Source organism: Nocardia jiangxiensis NBRC 101359, from assembly GCF_000308615.1.
GTDB lineage: Bacteria > Actinomycetota > Actinomycetes > Mycobacteriales > Mycobacteriaceae > Nocardia > Nocardia jiangxiensis.
In genome coordinates, this window is sequence record NZ_BAGB01000165.1 from 64,938 (window position 1) to 82,773 (window position 17,836).

At 66.6% G+C, this 17,836-nt stretch carries 15 protein-coding genes; 6 read left to right on the plus strand and 9 right to left on the minus strand.

Features of this window, described 5'->3' with window-relative positions; genetic code table 11:
- Positions 1-19 precede the first annotated feature (19 nt).
- Both ON40_RS40065 and ON40_RS40070 read right to left on the minus strand, forming a co-directional pair.
- Complete coding sequence (locus ON40_RS40065; RefSeq protein WP_040830762.1) at positions 20-3,295, minus strand: protein kinase domain-containing protein; 3,276 nt, start codon at positions 3,293-3,295, stop codon at positions 20-22.
- 124 nt (positions 3,296-3,419) lie between these two features.
- Entirely contained in the window at positions 3,420-3,977 is a 558-nt protein-coding gene (locus ON40_RS40070) for a TetR/AcrR family transcriptional regulator (protein WP_040830764.1), read from the minus strand.
- A gap of 78 nt (positions 3,978-4,055) precedes the next feature.
- Here ON40_RS40070 and ON40_RS40075 point away from each other — a divergent pair, with 78 nt between their 5' ends.
- Positions 4,056-5,099 carry an aldo/keto reductase gene (locus tag ON40_RS40075; protein ID WP_040830766.1) on the plus strand — a complete coding sequence of 348 codons (1,044 nt, stop codon included), beginning with the start codon at positions 4,056-4,058 and terminating at the stop codon, positions 5,097-5,099.
- Positions 5,100-5,145: 46 nt separating this feature from the next.
- Here the strand turns inward: ON40_RS40075 and ON40_RS40080 are convergent, their stop codons facing one another.
- The 6 genes from ON40_RS40080 to ON40_RS40105 form a co-directional block, all read right to left on the minus strand.
- Entirely contained in the window at positions 5,146-6,324 is a 1,179-nt protein-coding gene (locus ON40_RS40080) for a cytochrome P450 family protein (RefSeq protein ID WP_245568200.1), read from the minus strand.
- 315 nt (positions 6,325-6,639) lie between these two features.
- Positions 6,640-7,746: an alpha/beta hydrolase family protein gene (locus ON40_RS40085; protein WP_040830769.1), complete on the minus strand. Its 1,107-nt coding sequence runs from the start codon at positions 7,744-7,746 to the stop codon at positions 6,640-6,642.
- A gap of 157 nt (positions 7,747-7,903) precedes the next feature.
- Positions 7,904-8,437: a LysR substrate-binding domain-containing protein gene (locus ON40_RS40090; protein ID WP_051194331.1), complete on the minus strand. Its 534-nt coding sequence runs from the start codon at positions 8,435-8,437 to the stop codon at positions 7,904-7,906.
- Positions 8,438-8,467: 30 nt separating this feature from the next.
- Positions 8,468-9,457, minus strand: coding sequence for an Rpn family recombination-promoting nuclease/putative transposase (locus ON40_RS40095; RefSeq protein WP_157186749.1), 990 nt, complete (start codon positions 9,455-9,457; stop codon positions 8,468-8,470).
- Between the two features lie 260 nt (positions 9,458-9,717).
- Entirely contained in the window at positions 9,718-10,518 is an 801-nt protein-coding gene (locus ON40_RS40100; RefSeq protein ID WP_040830771.1) for a hypothetical protein, read from the minus strand.
- Between the two features lies 1 nt (position 10,519).
- The gene (locus ON40_RS40105) at positions 10,520-11,053 is read right to left on the minus strand and encodes a lipoprotein LpqH (protein WP_051194332.1); all 534 of its coding nucleotides are present in this window, start codon (positions 11,051-11,053) and stop codon (positions 10,520-10,522) included.
- Positions 11,054-11,245: 192 nt separating this feature from the next.
- On the opposite strand from ON40_RS40105, the gene ON40_RS40110 reads away from it, so the two are divergent.
- The 4 genes from ON40_RS40110 (at position 11,246) to ON40_RS40125 (ending at position 16,420) form a co-directional block, all read left to right on the plus strand.
- Positions 11,246-12,559 (plus strand): hypothetical protein, encoded by a 1,314-nt coding sequence (locus ON40_RS40110; RefSeq protein WP_040830818.1) that lies wholly within the window; start codon positions 11,246-11,248, stop codon positions 12,557-12,559.
- Positions 12,559-13,575, plus strand: a complete 1,017-nt coding sequence (locus ON40_RS40115) for a hypothetical protein (protein WP_040830772.1) — start codon at positions 12,559-12,561, stop codon at positions 13,573-13,575. Before ON40_RS40110 ends, ON40_RS40115 begins: the two co-directional genes overlap by 1 nt.
- 83 nt (positions 13,576-13,658) lie before the next feature.
- The gene (locus ON40_RS40120; protein ID WP_040830774.1) at positions 13,659-15,158 is read left to right on the plus strand and encodes a tetratricopeptide repeat protein; all 1,500 of its coding nucleotides are present in this window, start codon (positions 13,659-13,661) and stop codon (positions 15,156-15,158) included.
- A 32-nt stretch (positions 15,159-15,190) separates the two neighbouring features.
- Positions 15,191-16,420 carry a CHAT domain-containing protein gene (locus ON40_RS40125; protein ID WP_051194345.1) on the plus strand — a complete coding sequence of 410 codons (1,230 nt, stop codon included), beginning with the start codon at positions 15,191-15,193 and terminating at the stop codon, positions 16,418-16,420.
- 63 nt (positions 16,421-16,483) lie between these two features.
- Here ON40_RS40125 and ON40_RS40130 read toward each other — a convergent pair whose 3' ends face one another.
- On the minus strand, positions 16,484-17,299 hold the full coding sequence (locus tag ON40_RS40130; RefSeq protein ID WP_040830776.1) for a SigB/SigF/SigG family RNA polymerase sigma factor: 816 nt from the start codon (positions 17,297-17,299) through the stop codon (positions 16,484-16,486).
- A gap of 149 nt (positions 17,300-17,448) precedes the next feature.
- Here ON40_RS40130 and mbp1 point away from each other — a divergent pair, with 149 nt between their 5' ends.
- Positions 17,449-17,700 (plus strand): microaggregate-binding protein 1, encoded by a 252-nt coding sequence (mbp1, locus tag ON40_RS40135; protein WP_040830819.1) that lies wholly within the window; start codon positions 17,449-17,451, stop codon positions 17,698-17,700.
- The last annotated feature ends 136 nt before the right edge of the window (positions 17,701-17,836 follow it).

Below are 17,836 nucleotides of genomic sequence, written 5' to 3' on the forward strand. Positions count from 1 at the left end.
CGGGCGACCGAATTTCACCTCAGGTGTTCTGCCGGTCCGTGTCCTCGATCACCCACGCGGCGATCTGCACGCGGGAGTTGAATCCGAGCTTGGCGAGGATGTGTTCGACGTGGCCCTGGGCGGTGCGTTGGGATATCACGAGTTTCGCGGCGATCTGCTTGTTGCTCAGGCCCTGGGCGACGAGTTCGGCGACCTGCTGCTCACGATTGGTCAGATGTACGGCAGGGTGTGGTGCCGCAGTGGTGCGGTCGTCTCCGAGCGCGAAGGTGAGTGCGGCGGCCATACCCATCGACTGGCCGCGGCGGAATGCCGTGCTGAATTTTCGGTTCCCGAGTGCGCGACGCGCTGTCTCCTCACATCTCTGGTGAAATGGCGACATATCCGGAGAGATGATCGTGGCGCTGCTCGTGGCCGGCCACATGGTGTCGGTGGCCCCCATCAGCACCGCGGCCCGTTCGGGATCGATATCCGCCACCACCCATGCCAGGGACTGAAGTACGAAAGAGGCACTGACCGGGCTGTTCAACTCGCTGTTCAGGCGCAGCGCGGTCTCGATCAACTGCTGGGCACGGTCCCGATCGCCCTGCTGCCACGCCTGCACGCCGATTCCGCGCAGGGCGGCACTGCGATAGGCCAGCTCGCCGGACGGTTCGGTGACGGCCACTATCCGCCGGAAGTATTCACTCGCCTGTTCCAGGTCGTCTCGCATTTCACAGACCCACCCGAGATAGGCCAAGCAGCTGACGTACAGCTCGGATTCCTGCTGCGATTCGAGTCGGCGCACCGCGCTTTCGAGGAACGAGCATGCTCGGTCGACCTCGCCGCTCAGGAGTGCGAAAGTGCCGTCGGCGTGATCGATGTGCGCCCGGATCGTGGGGCTCGGGTCCTGTTCCGCGAGCGCCCGCGCCTTCGCCAATGCTGTTTCGGCGGTAGCCAAATCCCCATGCGCGGAGGCGAGTTGGAGGTCGACCCACAGCGCGCGTACCCGGTTGGGTATCGGGCCGGCGTCGGGACGGGCCAGCGCACGCTCGATCCACGACCGGCCTTCGCCGTACAGCCCGCCGAAGAACCAGAACCCGTGCAATGCGACAGCGGTTTGCAGGGCCGCGTCGGCCGCCTCCGCGGACTCGTCGCAGAGGAAGGAGTCGAGTGCTTCGCGAAGGTTCGGCTTCTCCCGATCCAGGCGAGCGAACCAGTACGGTTGCCGACGGCTGAGCCACTCGGCGTCGGCCTCCAATACCAGCTCTCGATACCAATCCCGGTGTCGTCGCCGCAGTTCCTGGTATTCGCCGGATTCCTGTAGCTTCTCCCGACCGTATTCGCGCAGGGTTTCGAGCATTCGGAAGTGGACGACGGCGCCGGCTTCTTCTCGGACCAGAATCGATTTGTCCACCAGGGAGGACAGCACGTCGAGCACGCTGTCCAGCGTGTGCAGGGGACCGGATACCTGTGTGGCAGCGTCGATTTCGAACGTTCCGGCGAAGATCGTCAAGCGGGCCCACAGCTGTTGTTCGGCCGGGGTGCACAGCCCGTAGCTCCAGTCGATACACCATCTCAATGCCTGTTGCCGGGTGGGTGCGGCACGACTTCCGTGGGTCAGTAACGAATAGCGGTTGTCCAGGTGCTGCAGGATCTGCGTCGGCGACATCGAACGCAGGCGAGCCGCCGCCAGCTCGATCGCGAGCGGCAATCCGTCGAGGCGGGCGCAGATCTGCGCTATGGCGGATTGGTTCTCCTCATCGAGCACGAATCCCGGCAGGGCTGCGACGGCGCGGTCGGTGAACAGCGTGACCGCGTCGAACCGGGGCATCCGCGCCAGCGTGGGCTTCTGGTCGGGGACCGTCAACGGCGGCACTCGAACCACCGACTCTCCGGCGATGTTCAGCGCCTCGCGGCTCGTGGCGAGGATCCGCAGATTCGCACAACTGCGCAGCAGGGTGTCGGCCAGTTTCGCCGCCGCGTCCACGAGGTGCTCGCAATTGTCCAAGATCAGCAGCATTTCCCGAGAGCTCGAGAAATGGATCACCACGTCGAGTAACGATGCGCCCGGCATGTCCCGGAGGCCGAGCACGGCTGCGACCGCATCGACCAGGAGTGTCGGATCGGATACGTCGGCGAGTTCCACCAGCCATGTTCCGTCGGCGAAGTCGCGTTGCTGGGTCGAGGCGGCGCGCAGCGCCAAGCGGGTCTTTCCGACGCCTCCGATGCCGGTCAGTGTCACCAGCCTGGACGAGGTCAGGAGGTTCTTGACCTCGGCCAGCTCGCTGCGCCGGTTGATGAAGCTGGTCAACTCCGACGGCAGATTGCCGCGGCCCCGGCCGCCTCCCGGCGCCCCCAGCGCGGCCGGGGGCTGCGGGGGGACAGGAGCCGTCCGGTCGCCGGACGGGCGGCCGGGCTCGGCGGGCAGCGGCATCTCGTCCACCGGAAAACCGTTTTGCTGTTGGCTCCGGCGCAGAGCCTCGCCCAACGCCGCGGCCGTCGGCCGTGCGTCGGGGTCACGGCTCATCGCTGTGGAAACGAGTGACGCGACGTCGTCGGGAAGACCGTTCCGCTGGAGATTCGGTATCGGCTCCGTGGTGATCCGAAGAAACTGCGTCATCACGTTTTCCCCGTCGCAGCGCTCGAACGCCGCATGGCCGGTGAGGGCGCAGAACAGCGTGGCACCCAGGCCATACACATCCGAGGCAGGGCCCGGTGTGCCGCCTTCGAGAACCTCGGGCGCGGTGAATGCCGGTGATGCGGTCAGAGTGCCTGCCGACGTCCGGAACCCGTCGGTGATGTGCGCGATGCCGAAGTCGGTCAGCGCCGGTTCACCGTATTCGGTGAGCAGGATATTTCCCGGCTTCACGTCGCGGTGCACGATTCCGAGACGATGAGCGCTCTCGAGCGCTCCGGCGATCTTCACCCCGATCGATAGCGTGCCTTCCGGCGAGATCGGTCCGTGCTTGCGGATCCACACTTCCAGCGAATCCGCCGAGTGGTACGGCATCACCAGGTACGGGCTCCCACCGGCGGTGGAACCGACCTCGAGCACCGTCACGATGTTCGGATGCCCGGTCAACCGGCCCATCGCCCGCTGTTCGCGAAGAAAGCGCGCCCTGCTGTCGGCATCCAAGCTGTCGGTGAGGACCTTCACCGCGACAGTCCGTTCCAGCATCACCTGCCAACACCGGTACACCACGCCGAACCCGCCGCGGCCGACCTCCACCGCATCCTCGAAACCCGCAGCCTCCAACTCCGCCGTGAGAGAGGTAACGACCTCGCGGCGCGTGCGCAGTGCTTCGTCGTCGGTCATCGGTCGCGTGTGCGTCCGCCGACCTCGTGGATACCGGGCATCAGCTCATCTTTCTCCGCGCACAGCTTATCGCCGCGCCGCCGCGCCCCATGCCGAATCGCGGTTCAGGTTCCGGTGCCTCGGATCAGCAGTGCTGTTCGGGCCTGCACCGGTCGAGGATTGCCAGCAGTGCGTTGGTGAAGGGGGCGGGGTCGAGGTCGCCGCGGATGGCCAGTTGCTGGTTGTAGCCGCTGCAGATGGCTACGAACGCTTCGGCGATCTGGTCGGGGTCGTGGTTGTCGTCCTGGGGCAGGAGATTGGTGACGGCGTTGCGCAGGGCCGCCAGTTGGTCTTGGACGATCGTCGAGAGGGTAGGGGACAGGGCTGCCTCGGCCATGATCTGTGCGGTCAGTTTGGCGTGGCCCGTTTCCCTGGCCAGGGTTCGCACGTGTTCGAGGAAAGTGGTGATGGCCTCGGGGGTGAGTGCGCTCGGGAACGCGCTGCTGGCCTGTTCGCAGACCGCGATGACGATCTGGTCCTTGCTGGTGAAATAGCGGTAGATCGCGCCATTGGACAGGCCGGACTCGGTGATGATGTCGGTCATCGAGGTCCCGGCGAAACCCTGTTCGGCGAAACGTGTGCGCGCCGCGTCGACGATCTGCTGGCGGCGGGCATCCAGGTGTTCTCGGCTGACTCTGGGCATAAGAGAGGGAGCGCTCCATTTATTTGGTAGGTTGGGTCATCGTAGCTCGTCACAACCCTTCCCGAGAAGGAGCGTTTCATGCGGTATCGGACCTTCGGACGTCGGACCGGCCTGCGGGTCTCCGAATTCGCGCTCGGCGCCTCGAACTTCGGGATCGAAGCGCCGAGTATCGGTCCCGAGGCCACCCGTCGGATCTTCGAGACCTTCGCCGACGCCGGCGGGACGACGATCGACGCCTCGAACATCTACCAGAACGGGCAGGCCGAGACGATGCTCGGCGAACTGCTCGAATCGCGCCGCGACGATTTCGTCGTGATCACCAAATACAGCGGCACCCGGGAGGCGAATCCACGTCCCGCGACCACCGGAAACAGCCGCAAGATCATGATCCGCTCGGTGGAGGCGAGTCTGCGGCGACTCCGGACCGAGTACGTCGACGTCTTCATGCCGCACTTCCCGGACGGGGTCACCCCGATCGAGGAGATCCTGCAAGGGCTCGACGACCTGACCCGCTCCGGCAAGATATTGCACGGCGGCCTGTCGAACTTCCCGGCCTGGCGGGTCTCCGGAGCTGCCGTTCTCGCCGATCAGCGCGGTCTGGCCCCGCTGGTGGGTATCGAAACCGAGTACAGCCTGGCCGAGCGCTCCGCCGATCGTGAGCTGCTGCCGATGGCACAGGCCCACGGGCTGGGCGCGCTGCTGTACTCGCCCTTGGCCGGTGGCCTGCTGACCGGCAAGTACCGGACGGGCGGTCGCGGACGGCTGAGCCCGCGCGGCACGGTCGAGCGCGATGCGCAGCAGACCGCGGTGGTCGACACCGTTCTCGCCATCGCCGAGGAGCTCGATTCCACCGCCGTCGAGGTCGCCCTGGCCTGGCTGCGCCACCGCGCCGCGAACACGGCAACGGCCCTGGTCCCGATCCTCGGACCGCGCTCGGTCGACCACCTCGAGCAGTACCTCCGCTCGCTCGAACTGGAACTCGACGCCCAGCAGTATCAGCGCCTCGAGACGGTCAGTGCGGTCCGACTCGGGACCCCACACGAGGATGTCGAAGCGGCCCTGGCCCATGGCGCGGACGGCGACCGCACACAATTGGCGGCGCCCAGCGTCCCGGTGAGGTGAGTTCGACGCTCCACCCGGGCTTCCCGCGTTCACATTGTTGCGGGTCTCAGGCCACCTGGTTCGGCCGCAACGGAGTGAAGGTCACCGGCATCGCGGTCAGCGCCCGGTGGAATGGGCCCGGCCGCCAGACCAATTCCTCGGGGCGGATCGCCAGCCGGATTTCACCCACGCGGTCGAAGAGTTGGTCGATGGCGCTCTCGACGGTTCGATAGGCCACATCCTTGGCAGGGCAGACGTGTGGGCCCGAGCTCCACGCCAGGTGCGAGCGGTTGCCGATACTGCTGGCGCTGTCACCGCGGATGCGCGGATCGTTGTTGCATGCGGCGAGGCTGATGAGTACCGGTTGATCGGCCGGTAGCCACACGCCGTCGATCTGAATCGGTTGCCGCGGATAGGTTGTGCAGAAGTTCGCCATCGGCGGGTTGTCGAACAGGACCTCGTCGAGCGCGTCGGTGGTCGACAAGTTGCGACCGCTGTCGGGTTGGAATCGCGGGTCGGTCAGGATGAGCAGCAGAGCATTGGCCATGAACGTGCGCTGCGCCTCGAAACCCGCGCCGTAGAAGCTCATCAGCTGTGCGAACACCTCGATGTCGTCGAGGCCGTTGGGGTGATGAGCCAGGTGCGAGGTGACGTCGTTGCCGGGCTGCTCGCGCTTGAGCGCGATCAACTCCATGAGCGCACCCCGGAGATCCACCATGCCCTGTTTGGCCTTGACGCGGTCGGAGTCGAAGCGGTCGGCCATCCCGAGGGCAACGCGCGTGCCGATATCGGCCGGACAGCCGCACATCTGGTTGAGTACCTCGAGTACCAGCGGAAACGCGTACTGCATCACGAGATCGGCCGAGCCGTCCTGACAGAACGTGGTGATCAGCGGTACGGCGGCCCTCTCGACCATGCTCAGGATGGAGTGCTGGTCGATGTGATCGATCGCGACCACCGAGGGTTCGCGATAGCGCTGATGCGCCGCGCCGGTGTTGTAGCGGGCCGCTGGATACCACTCCATCATGGGGCGGACCGGCGAATCCGCGGGGATGGACTTCTGCCAGGCACGTGGGTCGGACGGGAAGTGGTCGGGATCGTTGAGAATGCGGACCGCGGTGCTGTAGCCGATGACGAGAGTGGCCGGAACGTCGGGAGCCAGTTCGACGGGGACCAGGCTGGAGTGCTGTTGGCGCATCCGGCTGTAGGTGTCGTGCGGTTCGGTGACGAACTCCGGTGTGTCCATACGGAAACGAATCTCCGAGGTGTCATCCGAGGATGTGCCGTGCTGGACAGGACATACACCGGTCGCCGTCGTGTACGGGTCGGGAACAGGTGCTTGCGGTGTGGTCAAAGACGTGACTCCGGACGATGAACGGGAATACGACGAGAACTGGGTCGAGCGCGGAAGACCGATGCGCTCACGTGGGTAGCACGAGGCCGGCTGTGTGCCCGATTGCGGAGGCGACGTCTCCGCAGGGGGCGATGAACTCTCGTGCGGTACTTGGTGTCTCGCCCACGCATAGCAACATAGCAGCGATGAGGGCGACGGGCTCGGCCGTTACCCGACCGATGCCTCGGTGGTCAGCTGCGTCATCGTGGCTGCGGCCTGCTCTGCCTCGGCAACGCTGCAGCGCCCCAGACCGCATGCGGTCGCGACGCCGTAGGCGGTGCGGCCGGCCGCCTCCTCGAACAGGTGTAGCGCGCGGGCGCTGTCCACATCGGACGTCGAGGACACCACACCGGCGATGAGGCTCCACTCCGGGGACAGGCGACGCAGCGGTGCGTAGAACGCGGGATCCTGCGGAGCCGGTTCACTGCCGAAGGCGCACGGAATGTGCACGGCGGGAAGGGGAGTGCCCTGCGTGCGCAGGTGCCGCGCGGTGTGGTTCAGCAGGGTGACCGCGGGGGCCAGCGACCGCGGGCCGAGTAGCGACTTGTGCTGGTAATCGCCGTAGCAGAGGTGGACGACACTGTTCGCCCCGACGTTGTGCATTCGGCCGAGCAGCCCGGCGAGCTGGCGGGCCAGCAGCGGCGCGGCCGCCCACTTCGCGCTCAGCTGTTCGGCTTTGACCATGCCCAGCAGTGCGAACGGCGATTCGACCTGCCAGATCACTCGGTCGCCGTAGCGATCGTTCACCGCGGCGATCTCCTCGAGCGCGGCTTCGGTGAACATCGGCAGCGCCCGCAGCGCGGCCACGATGAGATTCGATCGCCGCAGCGCCTGCCCGAGCGGGAATCCGGCCGACACCGCTGCGCCGGCGAATACGAACATCGCGAGATCCAGTGGGTTGGGTTGACTCAGTTGTAGTTTCGTCTGCGCTAACTCCGGTCGATCGGCGCGTAGTGCGTCGAAGGCGGCGACCACGGATTCGATGCGCTCGAACCGGTCCATCGACACGTGCCGCGGCTCCAGCTTCGCACCCGGGCGCAGGCCGTAGCTGGGGAAGTCGCTGTAGTCCGCGTACTCGCCGGCGCGGACGATCTCGAAGACGTCATGGTGTTCGGCGCGGTCGAGGAGGTACTGGATGATCCAATCCGGGTCCAGATCGCAGGGCAGCCCGGTCGGATGGCCGCCGCTGTTGTCGGCGAACCAGCGCAGTACCGCGCCATCCCCGGTCATCAATTCCTTCGGAACACTGCCCACAAAATGCGCGTATCTGGTCATCAAGACTCCTCGTGGTTCCGTTCGGCCCGATGACATTCTCGGCCGAATCGGTTGCCTCCGAGAGAAATTCCGCGAAGTACGAGGTCAGCGTGGGTGCTGTGGTGTGATGATCCGACGTGCGGACGCGATGAGTTCCGCGAGATGGGGGTCCAGAGGGCTACTCGTCGCCGTCGAGGACGACTCCCAGACGATGTGTCCGCGACAGCACCTCTCGGCAGTAGGACACCACGGCCTGTGCACGTCTGGTCAGTTGAACGTCCGCGGCCTGGGCCAGGACCACGGGCAGGGCGGCAATGGGGTCGGAGAGGGGTTTCGCCGCAACGGGTTCGCCTTCGTAGGAGTAGTCGACCTCGGGTTTCTGGATCAGCAGGGAGTAGCCCAGGCCACGACCCACCAGCGAGCGGACCATCTCGAATTGTCCTGTGACATGGCGGATTCGAGGCTCGATGCCCGCGGCGCGGAGCAGGCCGGTGAAGTAGCCCATGCTCGGGTCGACGTCCAGGGCGATCATCGGTTCCTCGGCCAGATCCGCCAGGGATATCGAGACCTGTTGTGCCAGAGGGTGATCGCCCAGAACGATGGCGTGTGGACGGGTCGCGTACAACTCCGTGCACCGGATGCCGGGGAAGATGCCGGTGTCGTAGAGGATCGCCAGTTCGAACTGGCCCGCCAACAGGGCCCCCTGCAGCACGATGATCTTCTTGGCGATGGGGCCGACTTCTCAGGCCAGCGTCTCCTCGAGGGTGGAGGCTCGCAACACTCGCCGCGACCAGAGCTTCAACTGCTCGATATCGGCCGCGTACACAGTCTGTTCGACTGCGGGATTCAATGCCCCGAACTTGTCGACCAACTGATCGATCAGCACTGCTGCGCGGCCACGTGCTTCACCCTCTGCCCTGAGCATTTCGGCGGTTGTCACGATGATCTCCTTGGCGATGGGGCCGAGTTGATCGGCGAAGGATTCGAGCTCATTGGGGCGTAGTTTGCCGACTCCCTCAATGTACGTGACGATCACCTGGAAATCCTCCCTGGCGTCGGGGCCTTCCAGGAGGGCGAGCACGTCGGGGACCAGGTCGGGGAGGGTCGGTAGCAGGATCAGGCGGCCGCGACCGGTGGTCTTGACCAGCGCCAGTGCCAGTCGGCTCCGGGGAGTGCCGGGACGGGCCAGCAGTGTGGGTGCGTCGATCGCGTTGACATCGTCGAGCAGATACCGCATGCGAGGCAGGTAGTCCTGCATCACCGCACGGGTGTCCGGGTCCAGGTCGAACAGTTCGCTGACTTCCAAGGGGGCGTTCCAGTGCACTCCTTTCGGTCCGGCGTGCACGACCAGGGACAGGACCGCGGGTATCCGATCGACCTTCTTTCTTCCGCGTTTCCCGAAGTCCCGCAGATGTTTTCGGATGATGGCGATCTGGTACTCGAGTATCCGGAACGCCATCAACGGATCCGGCGTGCTCTGATGCTCCAGCAGTAGGTAGACGAACGCGCGCTGCCGCCCCCGCTTGATCCGGGTGCGAAACAGCAGATCACTGTACTGTGCCCGCAGATCGGCGGACACGAACGCGCCGTCCATCCGTTCCAATGCATCCCAATCCAGCCGGTCCGCAATATCTTTCGGTGATATCAGCCGTATTTCTGCCCCGGCGTCATCGGGGTTGGACAGTAATTTGCGAATCAGCGCGTCGTGCGGATTGGAGGGGTCGGACGTCATGTCGGACACCGTACGCGAAAACGTCGGAAAATGCCCAAAGAGATTGCGCGACAAGGACTTTGTGCATTCCAGTTCATCGCTGACTCAAATGGACTGGTATCAAATATCTAGTTGCTCAAAAGAATCTATTTCGGAGTTCGGCTATCGATACATGGTGCCGATGGACTCGTATCCGAGCGCTGGTGGTGTGAGTGAATGGGGTTAGGACATGTGAAATCCGCTGCGGCTCGGGGAGCGGCAGCGGATTTCTCTGTGCTGGTTCAGGTTTGGACGGGCAGGGACAGGACGACGTCCTGTTCGTCGGCGGGGAGGTAGTGCACCTTCACGATTCGCCCGATCTGGACCAGGTCGATACCGGCCGGGGGAAGGAACTTTTCGGTGTGGGTGGTGAAGGTGGTGCCGTCGGGGCGGGTTACGGCCAGGTCCAGGGCAACCTTGGTGTAGCCGTCGCGGATTTCGCCGGGGACCGAGAGAGATTGGACGACCGCTTGGGCGGGCGTGCCCCGGGCGGCGATGTCCAGTTTGGCGGGGGTGGTCAGGCCACGGCGGATCATGTTTTCGTTCCAGGCGCTCTGTGCGGCGGTGTGATCGCCGGAGCGGTCGATCTCGACCTTGTCGGTTCGGCCGGGCAGGTAGCGGACCGGGAGCACGACGCCGGGGCGAAACAGTGCGAGTTCGGTGAGCGGGACGATGACCTTCGCATGGGAATCGAAGGTGTGGCCGCCGGCATCCTCGACGGCCAACTCCAGACGGACCTGGGGTTGATCGTTGACGCTCACACCGGTCTGCCGGACGGAGGTCACCGTCGCGATGCCGACCGGCCCGGTACGAAACGCCGCACTGTTGCGGCCGGTGAACGCCTGGGCGATACCTTCTCCGGTGAACGCGAACACGATCGGGACGATGGTCAGCGCGATGATCGGCAGCGCCATCTGCCAGCCCACCCAGCCGAGTTCGTCACCTGCGAGTCCCTCGGAGCGGTAGGTCAGGCCGTGCCAGAGGTAGTACCCGATCGCCGCGACCGCGGCCAGGAGGGTCAGCGCCCGGATTCTCGTGGTCATCTCAGCCTCCGATCACGGTCGGGCACGCGAAGGTGATGTCGAACTTCGAGGACTTGACCTGCGCCATCGGATTGCTCGGGTCCGGGGTGCCGATGCCCTCGCCGGTGACGTGGAAGGTGTTGCCGCTCTTGGTGACCGACGCCGAACCACCCGGCAGGCCCTTACCGAATCCGATCGCGTACGGCAGGCTCGACGAACCGCCCTTGCTGCCGGTGATGCCCACCGCCTGAACCGAATTGCCGCCCGAGACGGTCGCGCTCACAGCCAGATTTCCGTAGGTGGTGTTACCGGTATCGGTCAGCGCCAGGGCGAGCAGGCCGCTCTGATTCACGCAGGTGGTTGTGAAGGCGCCGGATACCGACTTGCCGTCGATGGACAGGGTCGAGGAGCCGGGCGCGGATGCTCCGGTGCTCGGGTGCGTGGCAGCGGCCGCGGGTGCGGGCGATGACGAACTGCTGCAGCCGGTCAGGGCCAGAACCAGGCCGGCGGAGGCGGCGAGAGCGGTGATGCACAGGCGAGCGGATGTGGTGTTCATGGGATTCCTCCGGATCGGTGCGGCTCGCGGGGGTGGAGCCGATGCCCAAAACCTAGAAACGATTCGTTCCCTACCGATCCCAGGTTTTCCGCGTCGGGCCGGGTGGTCCGGCCGTGGAATTCGCGGTCGCGCCCTTCGGTGGAGCGCCTCGGAAATACCGTCTAACCTGAGCGAATGCGACGCCCCCGGGACATGGTGCTGGACGAGGTCTGGCGTGCCCTCGACGGTGTGGCGGCGTTGAGCGGGGCGCAGGGCGGGCCGTTGCGCCGCACCGTCAAACTGATCCTGGACCCGCTGGTGCTGCGCCCGGTACAGAATCCGTTGTGCGCGGGCCCGATCCTCACGGCCGAGGGCGTCACCGAGGTGACCGCCCGGCTGCATGCGGCACGGCCGGTGCTGCGGGCCACCGCCGAATGGTTCACCCTGCTCAAACAGGTCCGGCGCACGCTGCGGATCACCGAGGGCAATCCGCAGGACCTGTACTTCCAGCGGTGTTTCGAGCTCGCGACCGCTCATGGTGTCCCGGATCGATTGCGGGACAACCAGATCGCCGAGTCCACGCTGCTGGAGTTGCACGGGTTCACGGCTGGGCGCACCACCCGGGCGCTGCGCGAGTACCTCACCGAACCGGCTCGGGCGGCGGAGTTGCTCGGCTCGATCCGGGTCGGCTGGGGGCGCAGGCCGCTGCGTGAGATCGAATTCCGCGACCGCACAGCAGAATTCAACGCGCTACTCGACGTCTGCGCCGCCACGCGCGGTCGATCCGTTCGGGCCGAGGGGGACTTGGTGCATGGCGAACTGCTGGCCGATCGTGCCGGAACCCATTCGGGAATCCGGCTGTGGTCGGCCGAAACCGAGCCCGGCGCCGAATATCTCGGACTGACCGAACATCCGGTCCCGCAGCCTCCGCCGCTCGGGTCGACCGCGTCCACGGCCACACTGGCCCGGCCGTTCGATCGGTCGATCTACGAACGGGTCTTCACCGTGCTGCAGGCGGCGCTGGACCGGGCCGATCTGCCGACCGTGCCCGATCTGGTCGGCGCGGAGATCGCGCGCAGCTGTGCGCCGTGGGCGCTGCTGGACGAATCGCTGCGACTGGCGGCAGCTGCGGGTGTTGTTCTGGCGCTGGGACTTCGGCCGCTGGAGAATGACTCGACCGGCGAATCGGTTGCGCAGCAGGTGGTCAACGGGCGTTGGCGTCGAGAGGCGTATGTGCTGCAGGCTCGTCGGCTCGCGGTGCGCCCCGAGGACGAGCCCGGCGGTCCGTTGGCCGTGGTGGCTGCCGATCTGCGGATGCCGTGGCGGCCCTATCTGCGGCGACTGTGGGTTCGGCTGCACGGCCGTGACGTGCGTGAGTTGCCGCTGTCGGATATCGGCGAGTTCTGGGACGTTCTCGACGGCGTCGCCAGATCCGTGATGCTCGATCACCGGATGCGGGTGAAGCAGGCATTGAGTGCGAATCCATCAGGGGAACAGTCGGATTCGACGGAATCGAGGGCGAGCTGATGGCGGATCGGATCATCGTGCGCAGCGGCCCGGCGGGCACACTGATCGTCGGGCCCGAGGCGGGCCCGGTGCCGGGGGAGGGCATCGCGGGGCTGGATGTCGCGGTGCTGGAGGTGCACGGCGGTTATCTGGCGTGGAGTGTCCTTGCCGGGCAACCGATTCCGACGGCCGCACTGGATGATCCGGATACCGCACAGGAGTGGATCTGGGCGGTGTACGGCGAGCAGGTCGCGCTGGCTATCGACGATTTTCGCGGTGCCGCAACGGAATCCGTAGCCGAACCGGGCCTGCCCGCGCTGTGGGCGAGTGCGCGCAAACTCGGCTACGCGCACTGGGCTTCGCGGTGGTGGCCCGCGTCCACGCTGGACGGCATTCCTCCGCTCGAGCAGCGGCTCGTCGAACTCGACATTGCCACTCTCGCCGCCGAATGCGAGCGTCTCGTGGACGGGGCCGATGCGGTCGAGCCGCAGGAGCACCCGCCTGTCATCGCGGATCGCGCCGAGGACTACGCGCTCGCCGCGGGTCCGGGCGCTGCTGCGACGGACTCTCTGATTGTCGCCCGGGGCATCGGCGGCTGGGATTGGCGTCGCTGCCCGCCCGGCATCGTCGATGCCTCCGAACGCGCGGTGTCCTGGGAAGTGCGGCGGCGATCGGGTGATACGGCGGTCGAGGTCGTCGTCGTGGCCGCACCGCAGACGAGTTCCGGCGTGCCGCTGCATCTGCGGCCGCGAGCTCTGGTGCGCACCACCGCTGCCGCCACCGACGTCGAGTTGACTCTCACCGACGACACCTGGACCGGTACTGCACCGGCGCCGACCGGATGGGAATCCACTGTGGCAGTGGATATTTATGTGCCCGGTGTGGGCCCCTCCGATGCCGCCGACCCGGATGAGCCACGAATTCGCGGGCAGATCCGGGATTTCGTGACGGCCCGCGTGCGGGATGCGGCCGATGCGCCCGACGACACTCTGCTGCTGGCCGAGATCGCGGCCGCAGCCACCGAGACGGACTTCTGACATGCGGGTGGACTTCGCACGATCGCCGGTCGTGCCACGCGGGCGTCGCAGCGTGAAAACCACCGGATCCAGGGAGTCGTGAGATGACCGATGCCGAGCCCGACGGGCACGAATCACTCCATGCAGGAGCCACCGCCTACCGGAACGGGGATGCTACCGGAGCCCTGCGCATCTTCGAAGCCGCCGTGCAGTCCACCTCGGGGCGAATCAGGTTGTCGGCCATGGTGAATGCGGCGAGCATGGCCGACGAGCTCGGCGACCATCAGCGTGCGGTGACCTGGTTCCGGACCGCCCTGGCCGAGATGCCCGGCGATATCGGCGCGATGCGGCCGACTGCTCTGGTCAACCTGTCGCAGGCGCTGCAACATCTCGGCGACCTGGACGGAGCGCAGACGGCGCTGAACGAGGCGCGAACCTTACTCGCCGACGATCCGGACCAGGGCATGCTGCGGGTGGCCTGCCTGCTGTCGTGCACCGCGGTGGCGATTCATCGTCAGCAGTGGGCGGAGGCGATCGACCTGGCTACCGAATCACTGGATACCGCAAGGTATTTCGCGCCGCACCTGGCAGGGCATCCGCTGATGAATCTGGCCGCCGCCTATTTCGAGACCGGACGCGGTGAGCTGGGCGTTGACTTCGCGCAGCAGGCGCTCGAGGCGTTCGCCGCGGCACAGGATCACAACGGCGTCGCGGAAACGCAGCAGAATCTCGCCCTCATGCACATCAGGTCCGGGCGGGCGGGGGAGGCGCGGGAGATGCTCGCGGCGAGCCAGCCGTATTTCGAACGGTCCGGACTGGGGCCGCGTGCCGGAATCGGGCTCAAGGCACAGGGTTTCGTCGCCGAGCTGGACGGCGCGCAGGTGCGGGCGTACGAACTGTACGGGCGCAGTCTCGGGCAGTTCGTCGCCTCCGGTGCGGTGTTGGAAGCCGCCGACGCCCGAATTCGTGTGGCGACAGTGGCATTCACGCTCGGTCGGCGCGACGAGGCGAGTCGGCTGTTCGCCGAATCGTTCCGGGTGTTCGCGGAACACGGGCTGGGCCTGCACTGTGCGCAGGTCGACTTCTGGCACGCACAGCTGCTCGAATCGATGCTGGACGACACCCGACCCGATCCGCACCGGCTCGCGGAGGCGCTGCGTCTGGCGGTGCTGTCGGCATTGGCGATCGACGCCGTGCGGCACACCTTCCCCAGCGGCGAACAACGACACCGCTGGAATCGCGAACTCGCCGAGCCGGCAATGCGATCCGCGTTCCGGCTCGCCGCTCGCAGTGGCGACGCAGGCTTGGTCTCGGACCTGATCGAAGCCCGATGTGCCGGGGCCACAGTGAAATTCACCGATCCCGAACCCGGCGGACCGGCCGAGCGCTGGGATATGCCGCAGGAACCACCCGATCCGCTGACCGGGGCACTCACCTTGGCTGCTGCTCTGGCGGAAGTCGCTGCGGGGGAGGGTATCTCGATCGCGCCACCGCCACGGCTGCGATACGAACCCGGTGGCCGCATCGTCCTGGCGGACTACATCGCCGAGGCCGAACGCCGTTACGGCCGCCGGATCCGCGACGACCGGGTGCTGGCGCTGTGATCGAGGAGCGACAGCCGACGGTGCTGGTACGCATGGCCGATGCCGGCGATCTCTACGTATCGTGGCGATGGCAGGACGAGTTCGCCGGTGCGGGGGTGTCGGTGATCCCCGAGACGCAGGTGGATCCGATCGTGGCCCGCGTGCAGGCCGCACTTCCGGGCGCGTCGGCTGTTGGTGTCGAAAGATCGCTCACCACAGGGGAATTCGCCGACTACGACGCCGAACACGATCTGGCCCAGGCCCTCGCCCGCACACTGCTGCCGTACGGACTCGCCACCCAGCTGTACGACCTGCACGTGCGTGGTGTGCGTCCACAGATCCGCTGGCAGCCCTCGCCCCGGACCGCGCAGATTCCCTGGGAACTGCTGGCCCCGGATCCCGGTCTGCGCCTACTCGACATCGCCGATGTCAGTCAGCTCGCACCGGCAGGTCTGGTGCCCGCGCCCGATCTCGCCAAGCGATCCTGGGAGCAGACGCGCGCGCTGCCGATCGTAACCGTACTGGATCCGCGCGTGCCCGGATTCCGCGCCGATTCCGGCCTCGGCTCGGTACTCGGTCGGATGTCCGCGGATCTGCCGCTCGCCGAGCACATCGGCCGATATCTCCCGAATGATCGCCTGCGACCGGCGGTTTCGGATCCGGTCGAGGTCTTCCGCCGCCAGGACCAGGATCGGCTGTGGCTGAGCGAGGCGTTGCGAGCCGGAGCATCCCGACTGCTCTACGTCGGCCACGTGACCGCGGCGGCGCCGGAGTCCGGCCGCAGTGAGGACGCCCGCCTGCACCTGGCCTGCACGGCCGAGATCCAGGGCTTCGCCCCGCCCGAGCGCACCCATCGCCCGCTGTCGGCCAAGGATCTCATCCTCGGCACCCACACCCTCGATGGTGCGCCGCGACACGGACCCGACCTGTGGCCGATCCCGAGCCGCGTCGCGCTCATCGCCTGTGAGAGCGGCGGTGACCTGCGGTTCGGTGAAACACTCGGCCTACTCGCCGCCATGCTCAACGGTGGCGCGGAACTCGTCACCGCAGGCCGCTGGCCCCTACCCACCGACCTGGCCTACCAACGTTTCGCGGGCAGCTCCACAGACCGACATCCCTTGCAGGAGAACATCTGTGCCATCGATACCGCCCACGACCACCCCGACCCCGTCGCGTCCCTCATGCGCTGGCAACGCGAACGTTCGGCCGCCTGGCGCGCGGAGCGATCGATATGCGATTCCCCATTACTGTGGGCGGCCTTCGCCACGGTGACCACGCGATGATTGCGGCAGCGCCGCAGACCGCCGGTATCGGGCAGTGACCGGTTTACCCGAGCGTGCACCGATTCAGGCCGGGAGTGCTCGTTCGCGGAGTTCGCGCAGGGTGCGGGTGAGGATGCGCGATACCTGCATCTGGGAGATGTTGAGGGTCCGCGCGATCTGGGTCTGTGTTTTGGACTCGAAGAAGCGCATCACCAGGATGCGGCGCTCGCGGCGGGGCAGGTCGGCGATGAGCGGACGTACGGCCATCGCGTCCTCGGTCAGTTCGTAGCAGTGTTCCTCCACGCCGAGCCGGGCGCCTGCGGCGTTGAGGTCGTTGTCCTCGTCGTCGTCGACCACGTCGTCGAGTGAGCTGGACCGGTACGCGTTGCCGGCGACCAGGGCCTGGGTGACGTCGCCGACGTCGGCCGACAGCGCCGTGGCGAGTTCTCGCGCGGTCGGCATGCGCTCGAGGTCCTGCGCCAGCCGCTCGGTGGCCGGACCCACCAGCGACTGGAGGTCCTTGAGTCGGCGCGGGACCCGGGTCGCCCAGGTGCTGTCGCGGAAATACCGCCGCACCTCGCCCATGATGGTCGGCACCGCGAACGACAGGAACGATGTTCCACGCGTGTGGTCGAAACGGTCGACCGCCAGCACCAGTCCGAGCTGGGCGACCTGATACAGATCCTCATAACTCTCGCCGCGGCCGGTGTAGCGCAGCGCGATATGGTCCGCGAGCGGGAGACACAGCCGGATGATCTCGGTGCGGATCTCCTCGCGGTGGTGGTCGTCGGTGGCACAGCCGGCCAGTTTGTCGAACCAGGCGTCGATGTCGTCGTAGCTGTTGGGGCCATGGCGGGACCGGGGAGGCCCGGCCTCGGCCACGATTGTGTCGTGGACCATTGGGATCCTCTCGTTGCCACATGATGCGACAGTTCTGGGGTACCCACAGTGGGGGTTGCCGAAAAGTTTTCGGGGGCGGGAATGTTTGGGCGTGCTGCGCCCGGGTAGGGCGAGGGCGTCAGCGAATCCGGCATTTGGAGGTGGATGTCTTGTCCGAGCACGAAAAGACCGGTGTCCGTGAGGGTTTGGAGGGCACCGTCGAAGGTGTCAAGGGTAAGGCCAAAGAGGTCGCCGGCGTCGTCGTGGAGGATGACGAACTGCGGCGCGAGGGCCGGGCCCAGCAGGACCGGGCGCAATCGCAGCGGGCAGCGGCCGCGAAGGAGGCCGAGGCGGAAAAGGAGCGTGCCAAGGCCGCCGCCCAGGAGGAACGCCAGCGCGCCCACCAGCACGACGGCGACTGATCCGAATACCCGAACCTGTGCGCGCAGGCCGTCCCGGCAGCGGGACGGCCTGCGGCCCGTTTCACCCCATGACCGACGAGTACGCGTTCGATGAACGCACTCGCAGCGCAGCCAGGAGACGGCCGGACGTCAACGA

Coding starts and splice junctions, on each gene's coding strand:
- ON40_RS40065 (WP_040830762.1), bottom strand. CDS start 3,295: ATGACCGACGACGAAGCACTGCGCACGCGCCGCGAGGTCGTTACCTCT.
- ON40_RS40070 (WP_040830764.1), bottom strand. CDS start 3,977: ATGCCCAGAGTCAGCCGAGAACACCTGGATGCCCGCCGCCAGCAGATC.
- ON40_RS40075 (WP_040830766.1), top strand. CDS start 4,056: ATGCGGTATCGGACCTTCGGACGTCGGACCGGCCTGCGGGTCTCCGAA.
- ON40_RS40080 (WP_245568200.1), bottom strand. CDS start 6,324: ATGGACACACCGGAGTTCGTCACCGAACCGCACGACACCTACAGCCGG.
- ON40_RS40085 (WP_040830769.1), bottom strand. CDS start 7,746: ATGACCAGATACGCGCATTTTGTGGGCAGTGTTCCGAAGGAATTGATG.
- ON40_RS40095 (WP_157186749.1), bottom strand. CDS start 9,457: ATGACGTCCGACCCCTCCAATCCGCACGACGCGCTGATTCGCAAATTA.
- ON40_RS40100 (WP_040830771.1), bottom strand. CDS start 10,518: ATGACCACGAGAATCCGGGCGCTGACCCTCCTGGCCGCGGTCGCGGCG.
- ON40_RS40105 (WP_051194332.1), bottom strand. CDS start 11,053: ATGAACACCACATCCGCTCGCCTGTGCATCACCGCTCTCGCCGCCTCC.
- ON40_RS40110 (WP_040830818.1), top strand. CDS start 11,246: ATGGTGCTGGACGAGGTCTGGCGTGCCCTCGACGGTGTGGCGGCGTTG.
- ON40_RS40115 (WP_040830772.1), top strand. CDS start 12,559: ATGGCGGATCGGATCATCGTGCGCAGCGGCCCGGCGGGCACACTGATC.
- ON40_RS40120 (WP_040830774.1), top strand. CDS start 13,659: ATGACCGATGCCGAGCCCGACGGGCACGAATCACTCCATGCAGGAGCC.
- ON40_RS40125 (WP_051194345.1), top strand. CDS start 15,191: ATGGCCGATGCCGGCGATCTCTACGTATCGTGGCGATGGCAGGACGAG.
- ON40_RS40130 (WP_040830776.1), bottom strand. CDS start 17,299: ATGGTCCACGACACAATCGTGGCCGAGGCCGGGCCTCCCCGGTCCCGC.